This is a genomic window from Rhodovulum sulfidophilum DSM 1374 (assembly GCF_001633165.1).
GTDB lineage: Bacteria > Pseudomonadota > Alphaproteobacteria > Rhodobacterales > Rhodobacteraceae > Rhodovulum > Rhodovulum sulfidophilum.
The window spans coordinates 2,859,362-2,873,020 of record NZ_CP015418.1; the positions used below are offsets into that span (position 1 = coordinate 2,859,362).

Consider the following 13,659-nt stretch of genomic DNA (forward strand, 5'->3'; position numbering starts at 1 on the left):
CCTCCTCGTCAATCCTCACCCGGCATCAGATACAGCACCGACAGCGGCGGCAGCGTCAGTTCGGCCGAGGCCGGAAGCCCGTGATGCGCGACCCCGCCTGCGACAACGCCGCCGAGATTGCCACGATTGCCGCCGCCGTAAAGCGCGGCATCCGTATTCAGAACTTCGCGCCAGCGCCCCGCCTGCGGCAGGCCCAGCCGGACGCCCCTCCGTTCCACCGGGGTCAGGTTCGCGACCACCGCCACCGGCGGATCGCCCGCCTGCCCCTGCCGGAGCCAGGCATAGACCGAGATGTCGGCGGCATTGGCCTCGACCCAGCGGAAGCCCTCGGGCTCGCAATCCCTGACATGCAGCGCGGGCGTGGCCCGGTAGAGCGTGTTCAGATCGCGCACCAGCCGCTGCATGCCGCGATGCGGCTCGGCCTCCAGAACGCCCCAGTCCAGCTCGGCCGCCCGGTCCCATTCGGCGCGCTGCGCGAATTCCTGCCCCATGAACAACAGCTTCTTGCCGGGATGGCCCCACATGAAACCGTAATAGGCCCGCAGGTTGGCGAATTTCTCCCAGTCGGGCCCGGGCATCTTCGCCAGCATCGAGCCCTTGCCATGCACCACCTCGTCATGGCTGATCGGCAGGATGAAATTCTCGGAGAAGGCATAGACCAGCCCGAAGGTCATCTGGTGATGGTGGAACTTCCGGTGCACGGGGTCGTGGGCGATATAGGACAGGGTGTCGTTCATCCAGCCCATGTTCCACTTGTAGCCGAAGCCCAGCCCCCCCGCATCGACCGGGCGCGACACGCCGGGGAAAGAGGTGCTTTCCTCGGCCGCGGTCATGATCCCCGGCACCTCGCCATAGCAGAGCGCGTTCATCTTCCGCATCATCGCGATGGCTTCGAGATTCTCGCGCCCGCCATGGACATTGGGAACCCACTCGCCTTCCTTGCGGGAATAGTCGCGATAAAGCATCGAGGCCACCGCATCCACGCGCAGCCCGTCGACATGGTATTCCTCCAGCCAGTAGAGCGCGTTGGAATAGAGGAAATTGGCGACCTCGGTGCGGCCGAAATTGTAGATCAGGGTATTCCAGTCGTGATGGAAGCCCTCGCGCGGGTCGGCATGTTCGTAAAGCGCGGTGCCGTCGAACCGCGCGAGCCCATGCGCATCGGTCGGGAAATGGCCCGGCACCCAGTCGAGGATCACCCCCAGCCCCTTGCGATGCGCCGCATCGACCAGGTCGCGGAATTCATGCGGCGGCCCGTGCCGTACGGTGGGCGCGAACAGCCCGACCGGCTGATAGCCCCAGGACCCGTCGAAGGGATGTTCCGACAGCGGCAGGAATTCGAGATGGGTGAAGCCCATATCGGCGACGTAATCGACCAGCTCCTCGGCGGCCTCGCGGTAGGAAAGCGGCCGGTTGCCCTCCCCGGCCCGGCGCCGCCAGGACCCCAGATGCACCTCGTAGATGGAAATCGGCGCGGTCCGGGCGTTGTTGCCGGCGCGGTAGGTCATCCAGGCATCGTCGTGCCAGCCATAGCCGCGGATGTCGCGCACCACGCTTGCGGTCTTCGGCGGATGCTCGGCCCCGAACCCCACCGGGTCGGCCTTGAGCGGCTGCACGCTGCCATCGGCGCCGAGGATCTCGTATTTGTAGCATTCGCCCTCGCCGATGCCGGGCAGGAAGATCTCCCATACCCCGGTGGCGCCGCGCCGCCGCATCGGGTGCCGACGCCCGTCCCAGGCATTGAACGGGCCCACCACCGAGACCCGCCGCGCATTCGGCGCCCAGACCGCGAAATGGGTTCCCGCGATGCCCTCATGGGTCCGGACATGGGCGCCCAGCACCTGCCAGAGCCGCTGATGGGTGCCCTCGCCCAGCAGGTACTCGTCCAGCTCGCCGATCACGGGGCCAAAGCGATAGGGGTCCTCGAACTCCCAGCAATTGCCGCTGCCGTCATGCGCCCGCAGGACATAGGGCGCCTTGCCCGGAACCGGCCCCGCGAAGAGATCGGGCGCCTCGGGATTGCGGGCCAGCGGATGGGTCTTGCCGCCCGAGACCGCCTCGAGCCTCGCCGCGCCGGGCAGGAACGCCGCGACGATGCGGCGGCGGCCCTGCCCATGGGGGCCGAGCACCCCGAACGGATCGTCATGCAACCCCGCCTGCAGGCGAAGCGCGTCTTCCCTGGCCGGAAACGCGGCGCTGAGAGAGGCGGAGGCGGATCTTGTCGTCGTCATGTCCGCGAGCCTATGCCGTCCCGCCCGGGTTGCAAAGGCGATGTCACTCCGCAGCCAGCGGAACGGTGCCCCAGATGTCGGTCATATAGCCGCGGATCGTCCGATCCGACGAGAACCAGCCCGCGCGCGCGGTGTTGCAGGCCGCGATCCGGTGCCAGACCGCCGGATCGGCGAAGGCCGCCTCGGCCCGGCGCTGGGCGTCCCAATAGGCGGTGAAGTCGGAGCAGACCAGGAAATAGTCCTGCCCGGTCAGGTTGGCGACCACCCCGCGATAGCGGTGCTTGTCCGAAGGCGAGAACGCGCCCTGGCTTATCGCCTTCAGCGCGCCGCCCAGCCGGGGATCGGCCTGGATCGCCTGACGGGCGTGATCGGGCACGGCGCGGCGGGCCTCGACCTCCTGGGCGGTCATCCCGAACAGGAAGAAGTTGCGCGCCCCCACCCGGTCGCGGATCTCGACATTGGCGCCGTCGAGCGTGCCGATGGTCGGCGCCCCGTTCAGCGCGAATTTCATGTTGCCGGTACCCGAGGCCTCCTTGCCCGCGGTCGAGATCTGTTCCGACAGATCCGCGGCCGGGATCAGCCGCTCGGCAAGGCTGACATTGTAATTGGGCAGGAACAGCACCTTGAGATAGGGGCTGGTGACCGGATCGGCATTCAGCACCTCGGCCACGTCATTGATCAGATGGATAATCTCCTTGGCGAAGACATAGCCGGGCGCGGCCTTGCCCGCGAAGATCTTGACCCGCGGCACCCAGCCCGCGCCGGGATTGGCCTTGATCTCGCGCCAGAGCGCGACGGTTTCGAGAATGTTCAGATGCTGGCGCTTGTATTCGTGGATGCGCTTGATCTGCACGTCGAACAGCGCCTCGGGATCGACCCGCACCCCCTGCTCGGCCGCCAGCCACTCGGCGAAGTCCTGCTTGTTCTCGCGCTTGGCCTTCGCATAGGCGTCGAGAAAGCCCGGATCCGAGATCGACGCCTCGAGCCGGTCGAGCTGTTCGAGATCGTCGACCCAGCCCTCGCCGATGGTCTCGGTGATCAGTCGGCTGAGCCGCGGATTGGCCGACAGAAGCCAGCGGCGCGGCGTGACCCCGTTGGTCTCGTTGACGATCCGGTCGGGATGCAGCCGGTGCAGATCGGCGAAGACGGTTTCCTTCATCAGATCGGTATGCAGCGCCGAGACCCCGTTGACCTTGTGCGCCATGGTGAAGGCGATCTCGCCCATCTTGACCTCGCCATTCTCGCGCAGCGTGACCCGGCGGCCCGGCATCTCGGCGGCATGGGCCTCGTCGATCCGCTCGATCAGCTGCATGTGGCGCGGCAAGAGCTGGCTCATCAGGTCCTCGGACCAGCGCTCCAGCGCCTCGGGCATCAGCGTGTGGTTGGTATAGCTGAGGCAGCCGCGCGCGGTGGCGATGGCCTGATCGAGCGCCATGCCGCGTTCGTCATGCAGAAGCCGCACCAGTTCCGGCCCGGCAATCGCCGGATGGGTGTCGTTGAGCTGGATCGCGGCCTTCTTCGGCAGATCGGCAAGCGCGCCGCCCTCGGCCTCGAACCGGCGCAGGATGTCGCGAAGCGAGGCGGCAGTGAAGAAATATTCCTGCTTCAGCCGCAATTCCTTGCCCTGCCCGGTGGTGTCGTCGGGATAGAGCACGCGGCTGATGGTACGGGCCAGCGCCTCGGGCTCGGCCGCGGCGGCATATTCGCCGCGATTGAACCGCGCCAAATCGAAGCCGTGGAGCGGCTGCGCCGACCACAGCCTCAGCGTATTGGCCCAGCGCCCCTTCCAGCCGATGATCGGCGTGTCGAAGGCGGCGGCGATCACCGCCTCGGCACCGGTCCAGACCGCGCGGCCGTCCTTCTGGGTGACCTCGCCGCCGAAGCGGATCTCCTGGGCGACATCGCGGCGCTCGAATTCCCAGGCATGGAACTGGCTCAGCCAGTCCTCGGGCTCCTCGATCTGGCGGCCGTCCTGGAAGGACTGGCGGAACAGCCCGTTCTCGTAGCGGATGCCATAGCCGAAGGCCGGGCAGCCGATGGTCGCGAGCGATTCCATGAAACAGGCGGCCAAGCGGCCGAGGCCGCCATTGCCAAGCGCGGCATCGGGTTCGTTCTGGATCACCGCGTCGAAGTCCAGCCCCAGATCGGCCAGCGCGGTCCCCGCCTGCTCTTCGAGGCGCAGGTTGACGATGGCGTCTTCCAGCAGGCGGCCGATCAGGAATTCCATCGACAGGTAATAGACGCGCTTGGGCTGCGCGGCCCGCGTCGCACGATTGGCCGCGAACCATCGGTCGACCAGCCGGTCGCGTACCGCCAGGGACAGCGCGATGCGCCAGTCGTGCAATGTGGCATGGCCGGGATCGGTGCCAAGCTCGTAGGCGAGATGGCGCAGGATGGAATCGCGCATGTCGGCGGCGGTCAAGGAATAGGCCTCCATCTTTGGAAATGTCGGAATGCGATGTTGTCGCGATATGGAAGGAAAAGGCCCTCCGCTTCAAGCGCGAGTTCGTTCGGAACCGAGAAATGCCGACTTCCGCGCCGAAGCGGCCGGTCTGCGTCCCTTTTCCGGGCACTGTCCGAAACGCCCTTTCGCACCGCCCTTTCGCATCGCCGCCGCACGGGAGGCTGCGAACGGACGAGGCGTCGCTCCCGGCGCGCGGCGCCCCGCCGGATCGGGACTGCGCCCGCAAGGGCCCGCGCCGGCGGCCGGATGGAGGGGGGCGGTTTCGATAAAACACTTATAGGTTGTTTTTAGTCGATACTTTTTTATTTAAGATTGTGCAATCCTGTGCCACACTGGTCGTCAAGGCGCAACTGAGACCCGTTCCCTTCCGGACCGCATCCAGGTTCGGACCGGGCAGAGAGGTTCAAGCCGCGCGCCCGATCTGCGGTATGCCGCGTTTTCCGCGCTCCGCCAAGTTTGGTTCCGTGTTTCGTTCCCGTGTTTGGTTCCGTCGGCAGGCCCTTCGCCCGCCGGCCCCGAAACCGACGCCCGCGGCATTGCCACCGGCAGGCCGCATAGCAGCAACCACAGGACAGGCAGCATTCCCTTGACGCAGTTCCCGAAACGCATTCTCGTCACCGGCGGCGCCGGGTTCATCGGCTCGCATCTGTGCAGGGCACTTCTGGCCATGGGCCATGCGGTGACCTGCCTCGACAATTTCTCGACCGGGCGCGAGGCCAATATCGCCCCCCTGCGCGGCAGGCCCGGTTTCACGCTGCTGCGCCATGACGTGACGCAGCCGCTGGATCTCGATGTCGACGAGATCTACAACCTCGCCTGCCCGGCTTCGCCCGCCCATTACAGCCGCGATCCGGTACAGACCGCCAAGACCTCCGTGATCGGCACGTTGAACCTGCTCGAGCTTGCCCGGCGCAGCGGCGCGCGGCTGCTGCAATGTTCGACCTCCGAGGTCTATGGCGATCCGCTGGTCCATCCTCAGACCGAGGACTATTGGGGCCATGTCAATCCGATCGGACCGCGGGCCTGCTATGACGAAGGCAAGCGCTGTGCCGAAACGCTGATCTTCGATTTCCGGCGGCGCTACGATCTCCCGGTCAAGGTGGCGCGGCTGTTCAACGTCTACGGCCCCGGCATGCGCCCGGATGACGGCCGGGTGGTGTCGAATTTCGCGATGCAGGCGCTGACCGGCGCGCCGCTCACCGTCTATGGCGATGGCAGCCAGACCCGCTCCTTCTGCTATGTCTCGGACATGGTCGAGGCGCTGGTCAGGCTGATGGCGACACCGCCCGCCGTGACCGGGCCGATCAATCTGGGCAATCCCGCCGAGATGCGGGTGATCGACCTCGCCCGGACCGTGTTGCGGCTGACCGGCGCGCGGGCGCCGCTGGTCTTTCGCCCGCTGCCCTGCGACGACCCGGTGCAGCGCAGGCCCGATATCGCCCGGGCCCGGGCGGTGCTGGGCTGGTCGCCCGCGGTCGGGCTCGAGACCGGGCTGCGCGCCACGCTCGACCGCTTCGCGGCCGAAAGCCTGCCCCCGGCGCCGGAGGCATGCCCCGTCTTGCCCGCCATCCCCGCCGCTCCTCTGGACATCGGCCTGGCCCTGGGCTGAGTGCAGCCGCGATGTGACGCGGCCCCTGCCCCCACCGCGCGTCGTCGCCCCCTGCGGCGCGCGGACGGGACCGGGGGCTCCGACGTGATGCGAAACACGGCCGATGGCGAAGCGGCAGGCCTTCGGCGGAAAGAAGCGAGGCCGCCGCCTGCTGTCAGGGATCGCCGGATTTCGCCCCGAACTCCTTATAATTGACACAAACTTGCGATGATCTCGGCCGGGCCGGGGCCGCCTCCTGCGGCCTCGCCGCCCCGCCGAGGAAGACCGCATGCCTGCCGACCCGCCGATCCGCCGATCCACCCTGTCCACCGCCCGGCTGCTGCGGGCAAGACGGCTGCTGCCGCGCAGCCGGATCGAGGCGCTCGCCGCGGCGGCCGCGCTGGTGGTGATGCTGGGCGCCATCGCCGTCATCGCCTTCGACATCCGCGACCGCGAGGCCCACCTGCACGATATCACGGCCGAAACGGCGCAGTCGGAATTGACCCGTCTCGAGATGGAGCATGCCGAGCTGCATACCGCGATTTACATGGCGGATCGGGGGGTGATGCCGCTTGACCGGCTCCGGCTCGATTTCGCCAATTTCCGCGCGCAGGCGAAACTGGTGACCGAGACCGCCTCCTTCGCCGAGCCGCTGCGGCGGTCCGGGCTCGGAGGACAGGCCGACCGGATCGCCGATGCGTTGCGCCAGATGACCGATGCCTTTGCCGGAAACGACGCCGACCTGCGGGCGCGGCTGCCCGACCTGTCGCGGACCATCGACGCGATCGACACCGATGTGCGGCGTTATTCGGCCGCCGGATCGGGACTTCTGGTCAGTTCGCATCTGAGCGAGCATGCCCATGTCGAGCGGCTCGAAACCCTGCTGGCGCTGATCGGTCTGGCCCTGATCGTGCTGCTCCTGGCGGGGATGGCGGCGCTGGGCCGGCTGAACCAACGGATGCGGAGCCGCAGCCGCGAACTGCACGCGACCGGCTCGCGGCTGAATGCCGTCGTCACCACCGCGCTCGACGCCGTGATCGTGACCGACGAAGCCGGAACCGTGCTGGAATTCAACGCCGCCGCCGAAGCCATCTTCGGCCATGCGCGCGACGAGGTGCTCGGCCGCCCGCTGGAACAGACCCTGGCGCTGAGCGCCGCTATCAGGCGGGGCGGAGAGGCGACCGGCCGCATCGAACTGCCCGCGCAACGCAAGTCGGGCACCGGTTTCCCCGCAGAGATCTCGTTCGGCCGCGCGGTGACCGATGACGGGACGGTCTTCGTCATCTTCCTGCGCGACATCTCCGAGCGCAAGCGCGTCGAAACCGAACTGACCGCCGCCCGCGACCGGGCGCTGGCGGGCGAGAAGGCCAAGGCGCGGCTGCTGGCGGTGATGAGCCACGAGATGCGCACGCCCCTGAACGGTCTGCTCGGCACGATGGAGCTTTTGCAGCGCAGCCCTCTGGACGATGCCCAGCGCCAGTATCTCGACATCATGTCCTGTTCGGGCGAAATCCTGCTGCACCATGTCGAGGATGTGCTGGAAGTCTCTCGGATCGATGCCGGGCGCTCGAAAACCCGGATCACCGATTTCGACCTGACTGCGAAGCTCGGGCGTCTGGTGGCGCTGCATCAGCCGCTGGCGGCCGAGCGCGACACCCGGCTCGCGCTCGAGATCGACGCCGGCCTTGGCGCCGGTCGTGGCATGGTGCGGGGCGACGCGCAGCGGCTGCGTCAGATCGTGATCAACCTGATCTCGAACGCGGTCAAGTTCACCCGCGGCGGCCGGGTCACGGTCTCGGCCAGGCGCCGCTCGCGCGAGATGATCGAGATCCGCGTTGCCGATACCGGCATCGGCATCGCCCCCGAGGACCAGCCGCGGATCTTCGACGAGTTCTTCACCGCCGATGCCACCTACAGGCGCGAGGAAGGCGGCACCGGGCTGGGACTGGCCATCGTCGCCCGTCAGGTCGGATTGCTCGGCGGGCGGATCGAGGTCTCCAGCCAACCGGGCCAGGGCAGCACCTTCACCGTGACGCTCCCGCTTCCCGAGGCCACCGCCGCGGCCGAGCCCGCCGCACCGCACCCGGCCGCCCCCTGCCCGGCCCGGCCGCTCGACGTGCTGGTGGTCGAGGACAACCGCGTCAACCGCTTCATCGCGCGCCGCCTGCTCGAGGGGCTCGGGCACCGCGTCACTGAGGCCATCGACGGGCTCGACGGGGTCGAGACCGCAGCCGCGCGGCAGTTCGACGTGATCCTGATGGATATCAGCATGCCGCGGCTCGACGGCATCGAGGCGGCCCGGCGCATCCGCGCGGCCGAAGGCCCGCCGCCCCGGATCGTGGCGATGACCGCCCATGCCCTGCCCGAGGATCTGGCCCGTTTCCATGCTGCCGGGATGGAGGATGTGGCGCTGAAGCCGGTCTCGCGCGGGCGGCTGAGCGAGCTTCTGGGCGAGGTGCCGGGGGCGGCGACACAGTGCAAGACGGCCCCTGCCGCCATGGTGCCAGAGCCCGGGCGCGACGCGCCGGCAGACAAGCCCCACCGCGCCGCAAGCTGACACCTCGGATCCGGCAGGCAGCGTGTGCCCCGGGCCGGACGGGACCGGAGCGCGCCGAAACAGCGCCGGGGCCGGTCCAGCAGTGTATGGACTAAGCGGCGCCATGGCGGCCAGACGGACTGCCGCCGACCAATTCGGGCGCCATGCGTCCGGAGCAGAGTCGGCGCGAACCTCCGGCGGCCGACGCCTCAGGTCCGCTCGGCGCGGGAGGGCATCTCTGTATCGACCCACTGAAAACCTGCTCATGCTACAAGGGAGAACGTAGCCATGAGTAAGACGATGGACGACAGCATCAAGCGGTGGACGGCGAAGCGTAAAACGGCGCTCGTCATCGAGATCATCCAAGGCAAGACGACCGCGTCGGAGGCAAGCCGGTCCTTCGACCTGACGCCCTCCGAGATCGAGGGCTGGGTCGAGGATGCCAAGCGCGGCATGGAGAACTCGCTGCGCGCCAACCCGCTCGACATCCGCGAGCAATACGAGAAGCAGCTCCGGGACCTGCAGGAAGCCTATGGAGAGGCGATGCTGGAGCTGCGGGCGCGAAAAAAGCTGCAGGCCCTGCTGGATGCGCAGGACGGGAATTGATCCGTCGCACCCAGCAGGGCCTCATTGCCGAGGGCGTCGTTGTGTCCGTCGCCAAGCTGTGTGCCTGGTTCGGCATCCCGAGGCGGACGGTCTACTACAAGCCGGTGAAGGCTGCGCCTAAGGTCGAGGCCCGCTTTTCCGAGCCGATCAAGAAGCTGATCGAGGAAGAGCCGTCCTTTGGCTATCGGACCGTGGCTTGGCTCCTGGGGTTCAACAAGAACACCGTGCAGCGGATCTTCCAGATCAAGGGCTGGCAGGTGCGCAAGCGTGCCGTGGGCATGCGGCCTCGCATCCAGGCCGTGCCGTCGGTTGCGGCTGCGCCGAACGAGCGCTGGTCGACGGATCTCGCCCGTATCTGGACGGGCAAGGACGGCTGGGCTTCCTTGGCGTTGGTGATCGACTGCCACAACCGAGAGTTGCTGGGCTGGCATCTGTCGAAGTCCGGCAAAGCCACGACCGCCAGCGCCGCCCTCGAGCACGCCCTGATCGCCAGGTTCGGCACTTTGGGCAAGGTCGAGAAAGAGTTCCTGCTGAGGTCGGACAACGGTCTGGTCTTCACCAGCCACCACTTCACCAAGATCGCCCGCAGCTACGGTCTGAAGCAGGAGTTCATCACCCCACACTGTCCCCACCAGAACGGCATGGTCGAACGCTTCATCCGGACGCTGAAGGAGCAATGCGTGCATCGCCACCGTTTTGAGACCATCCAGCACGCGATGCGCGTCATCGGTGACTGGATCAGCTTCTACAACAAACGCCGCCCTCATCAGGCCCTTGCCATGCGCACGCCTGCCGAGGCATTCACATTAGCGGCTTAACCTGAGCAGATTCAGCTGGGTCGATACAATCTCTGGCCGCATCCACCGAATATGTCGAAGACACCGCTCCCCCGGCTGGAACGGAGGTCAAAAGCAAGACCGTGAAAGACGAGCTCTCCGCCCGGCTCCGCGCATGCTCTGCCGAGCGCAGCGCGCTCCAGGACAGGAAGGCCGACCGCCTAAGCCTGAGCCGCGGACAGATGAACCCGATCAGCCTGCTCGATGACGTCATTGCACAAAATCGGGCGGGGCTTGCCTGACGGCCTCCGCCTTGCAGCGGATGGGACCGTCGGGAGACAGCGCCCCCGCCGTGATCTCATCTGCGATTTAATTTGTCGCCCCGAGCGCCCTGAGCATCAGGACCCGATTGCGATATTGGCGTTCCGATCGGCACAGCTGGCCCTGGCTACGCAAGCGTTCCGCATCACGAGCTGCGCCCGCCCCGGCACTGCGCCGCCTCTACAGGGTCGGAACCGCCCTGCCCGCGATGGGGCGGCGCGGGACATATACCACCCCGGCCCGCCGCCGTGACCGCCCCGACTGGCGGCTCAGCCGCTGTTCCGACTGCCCTCGTCGAAGAGGTCGAGCTGTTTTTCCGCAGCCGCCTCCGCCCTGGGCTCGAGACCTGACAGCGTGATCCCCAGCAGCCGCACCGGCCGCGGGAAGGGATGAAGACCGGCCAGAAGCTGCCGCGCGACCTCCAGCATCTCGGCGGTCTCGGTCAGCGGCCGCGACAAGGTGCGCCGCCGGGTGACCTGCTCGAAATCGGTGAACCGGACCTTTACCGTCACCGTCCGCCCCGCCAGCCCCTTCTCGGCGCAGGGCCGGGACAGCTTGGCCGCCAGCCGCGCCAGCACCTCGGTCGCGGCCTCGAAGGCGCTCAGGTCCTCCGACAGCGTGGTCTCGGCCCCGATCGACTTGCGCGGCCGGTCGGGCCGGACTGGACGCAGGTCGATCCCCCGCGAGATCGCATGGTAATGCGCGGCCGACGATCCGAAATGCGCCTGCAGAAAAGCGAGGCTCTTTGCTCTCAGATCGGCCCCGCTGCGAATGCCGAGCCTCAGCATCTTCGCCTCGGTCACCGGCCCGACACCATGGAACCGTCCGACCGGCAGCCCCGCCACGAAGGCCGCGGCGCGATGCGGCGGGATCACCGTCAGACCGTCGGGCTTGTTCTGGTCCGAGGCAAGCTTGGCGAGAAACTTGTTGTAGCTGACCCCGGCGGAGGCGGTCAGCCCGGTCGCCGCGCGGATCCTGGCCCGGATCTCCTCTGCGATCTCGCTGGCCGGCCGACCGTCGGCGCAAGCCTGGCTGACGTCGAGATAGGCCTCGTCCAGCGACAGCGGCTCGACGAGATCCGTATACTCCGCAAAGATGGCGTGAATATCGGCCGAGACCCCGCGATAGACCTCGAACCGGGGCGGCACGAAAATCAGCTCGGGACATTTGCGCAGCGCCGTCACCGACGGCATCGCCGAGCGCACCCCGAATTCCCGCGCCTCGTAACTCGCCGCCGCCACCACGCCGCGGGCCCGGCCATGCCCGACCGCGACCGGCCGATCGCGAAGCTCGGGCCGATCGCGCTGTTCGACCGAGGCGAAAAAGGCATCCATGTCGACATGGATGATGCGCCGCGGCGGGTCGCTCTTGGCATCGGCCGGACCCCGTCCCGGCCCCGCCGCGTTCTCCCGGCTCTCGCCGCCACACATCGCGCAACCCTCCCGGAGCCCGTCCCATCGGCGCAGGGGGCAAGATGCGCCACGCCTGCCCGCCCGTGCAGACCGCGCCGATCATAGCGGGATACAGGACCGGCCTCAACGCCGCCTCGGCTCCGCCCGACCAGGCCCGGACAGCTCCCTGACGGCAAGCCTTCCGCGGGGGCAATCCCCTTAACCGGATTTTGAAGAAGTTCTCGCTATAGATGCAAAACCAAGTAATGTCCCGCTGTTCCTCATTCCCCGGAGAGAAGTGATCGCCATGTTCGGAAGGCCCAGGAAATCTGCACAGGAGAAAGAGGCTCATGCGCTCGCAGAGGCCTTCATGGCGGTGATCGACCAGACCCAGGCGACGATCCAGTTCTCACCGGACGGCACAATCCTAACCGCGAATACCAATTTCCTCAAAGCGCTCGGCTATACGCTGGACGAAGTCGTGGGCAAGCACCATTCGATGTTCGTCGACCCGGCCTATGTCAAGACTGAAGCCTATCGGAATTTCTGGAAGGCACTCGCCAGCGGCAAGGCATTCACCGACCAGTTTCCGCGCGTCCACAAGAATGGGCAGGTGATCTGGATCCAGGCCACCTATGGGCCATGTGTCGACGAAAGCGGCCGCGCTTCCCGGGTGATCAAGATCGCCACCGACGTCACCGAGCGTCAGCACGGGGTCGATGCCATTGCCAAAGGGCTCGAACGATTGCAGGAACGCGATCTGTCCCATCGCGTTCCCCATTCCAACCTCCCCGACATCGAGATCCTCGGCAAGGCCTACAACACCGCCGTCGCCCAGCTTGCCTCTGCATTGTCGGCGGTCAAGCACCTCTCCGACAAGGTCGAACGCACGGCCCGCGAGGTGGGCGATGCCTCCTCGCACCTGTCCCAGCGTACCGAAACCCAGGCGGCCACGCTGGAACAGACGGCCGCCGCGATCGAGGAACTGACCTCTAATGCCCGCTCGACCGCCGCATTGGCCAAGGAAGTCGAGGCATCGGCCAGCAGTGCCCAGAACACCGCAGAAGCCGGCGGCAAGATCGTCGAGGACGCGGTCGGCGCGATGTCGAATATCGAAACCTCCTCGCGCAAGATCAGCCAGATTCTGGGCGTCATCGACGATATCGCCTTCCAGACCAATCTTCTGGCCCTGAACGCAGGGGTCGAGGCGGCCCGCGCCGGCGATGCCGGCCGGGGCTTCGCCGTGGTCGCTTCCGAGGTCCGCGCCCTGGCCCAGCGTGCCAGCGATGCGGCCGGTGAGATCAAGGGGCTGGTCCATGAAAGCTCGGAAAGCGTCAAGCAGGGGGTCGGACAGGTCAGCAGCGCGGGCGAGCAGTTGAAGAAGATCATCGCGGCCGTGGCCGGCATCAACAGCCATATCGGCCAGATCGCAACAGGCGCCACCGATCAGTCCTTCACCCTGAGCGAGATCAATACCGGTGTCTCGCAGCTCGACACGGTCACCCAACAGAACGCAGCCATGGTCGAGGAATCAACGGCGGCCAGTCAGGTCCTCGCCAGCGACGCCCAGGATCTCGGCCGTCAGGTCTCGCTTTTCCAGACCGAAGAGGGCCCGCGTTTCAACGCCTCCGGCCATCGTTCGAACCGGAACGCCGCCTGACCGCGGAACGCCCGGTCGCGCGCGGGCTCGGTATGCGCGCGTAGCCTGCCGCCCGACGCAGCCTTGCTGCTGTCGCAAGCCCCTGC

9 protein-coding genes are annotated in these 13,659 nt (G+C 67.2%); 6 read left to right on the forward strand and 3 right to left on the reverse strand.

Features of this window, described 5'->3' with window-relative positions; genetic code table 11:
• Positions 1 to 8: 8 nt before the first annotated feature.
• Positions 9 to 2,231 (reverse strand): 1,4-alpha-glucan branching protein GlgB, encoded by a 2,223-nt coding sequence (glgB, locus tag A6W98_RS13460; RefSeq protein ID WP_072071696.1) that lies wholly within the window; start codon positions 2,229 to 2,231, stop codon positions 9 to 11.
• Positions 2,232 to 2,274: 43 nt separating this feature from the next.
• Positions 2,275 to 4,668: a glycogen/starch/alpha-glucan phosphorylase gene (locus tag A6W98_RS13465; protein WP_042462253.1), complete on the reverse strand. Its 2,394-nt coding sequence runs from the start codon at positions 4,666 to 4,668 to the stop codon at positions 2,275 to 2,277.
• Positions 4,669 to 5,281: 613 nt separating this feature from the next.
• Here A6W98_RS13465 and A6W98_RS13470 point away from each other — a divergent pair.
• From A6W98_RS13470 to A6W98_RS21155, 5 genes are all read left to right on the forward strand, one after another.
• On the forward strand, positions 5,282 to 6,304 hold the full coding sequence (locus A6W98_RS13470; RefSeq protein WP_063490928.1) for a UDP-glucuronic acid decarboxylase family protein: 1,023 nt from the start codon (positions 5,282 to 5,284) through the stop codon (positions 6,302 to 6,304).
• Positions 6,305 to 6,572: 268 nt separating this feature from the next.
• Positions 6,573 to 8,840: a hybrid sensor histidine kinase/response regulator gene (locus A6W98_RS13475; protein ID WP_052678048.1), complete on the forward strand. Its 2,268-nt coding sequence runs from the start codon at positions 6,573 to 6,575 to the stop codon at positions 8,838 to 8,840.
• A 267-nt stretch (positions 8,841 to 9,107) separates the two neighbouring features.
• Positions 9,108 to 9,425, forward strand: a complete 318-nt coding sequence (locus tag A6W98_RS13480; RefSeq protein WP_063490929.1) for a DUF1153 domain-containing protein — start codon at positions 9,108 to 9,110, stop codon at positions 9,423 to 9,425.
• Positions 9,422 to 10,243, forward strand: coding sequence for an IS3 family transposase (locus A6W98_RS13485; RefSeq protein ID WP_042456999.1), 822 nt, complete (start codon positions 9,422 to 9,424; stop codon positions 10,241 to 10,243). Before A6W98_RS13480 ends, A6W98_RS13485 begins: the two co-directional genes overlap by 4 nt.
• A 101-nt stretch (positions 10,244 to 10,344) precedes the next feature.
• Complete coding sequence (locus tag A6W98_RS21155) at positions 10,345 to 10,503, forward strand: hypothetical protein (protein ID WP_155734811.1); 159 nt, start codon at positions 10,345 to 10,347, stop codon at positions 10,501 to 10,503.
• Positions 10,504 to 10,791: 288 nt separating this feature from the next.
• Here the strand turns inward: A6W98_RS21155 and dinB are convergent, their stop codons facing one another.
• The gene (gene dinB, locus A6W98_RS13490; RefSeq protein WP_081251932.1) at positions 10,792 to 11,952 is read right to left on the reverse strand and encodes a DNA polymerase IV; all 1,161 of its coding nucleotides are present in this window, start codon (positions 11,950 to 11,952) and stop codon (positions 10,792 to 10,794) included.
• Between the two features lie 268 nt (positions 11,953 to 12,220).
• Here dinB and A6W98_RS13495 point away from each other — a divergent pair, with 268 nt between their 5' ends.
• Positions 12,221 to 13,573: a methyl-accepting chemotaxis protein gene (locus tag A6W98_RS13495; protein ID WP_042462255.1), complete on the forward strand. Its 1,353-nt coding sequence runs from the start codon at positions 12,221 to 12,223 to the stop codon at positions 13,571 to 13,573.
• The last annotated feature ends 86 nt before the right edge of the window (positions 13,574 to 13,659 follow it).

Coding starts and splice junctions, on each gene's coding strand:
- glgB (WP_072071696.1), bottom strand. CDS start 2,231: ATGACGACGACAAGATCCGCCTCCGCCTCTCTCAGCGCCGCGTTTCCG.
- A6W98_RS13495 (WP_042462255.1), top strand. CDS start 12,221: ATGTTCGGAAGGCCCAGGAAATCTGCACAGGAGAAAGAGGCTCATGCG.
- A6W98_RS13475 (WP_052678048.1), top strand. CDS start 6,573: ATGCCTGCCGACCCGCCGATCCGCCGATCCACCCTGTCCACCGCCCGG.
- dinB (WP_081251932.1), bottom strand. CDS start 11,952: ATGTGTGGCGGCGAGAGCCGGGAGAACGCGGCGGGGCCGGGACGGGGT.
- A6W98_RS13480 (WP_063490929.1), top strand. CDS start 9,108: ATGAGTAAGACGATGGACGACAGCATCAAGCGGTGGACGGCGAAGCGT.
- A6W98_RS13465 (WP_042462253.1), bottom strand. CDS start 4,668: ATGGAGGCCTATTCCTTGACCGCCGCCGACATGCGCGATTCCATCCTG.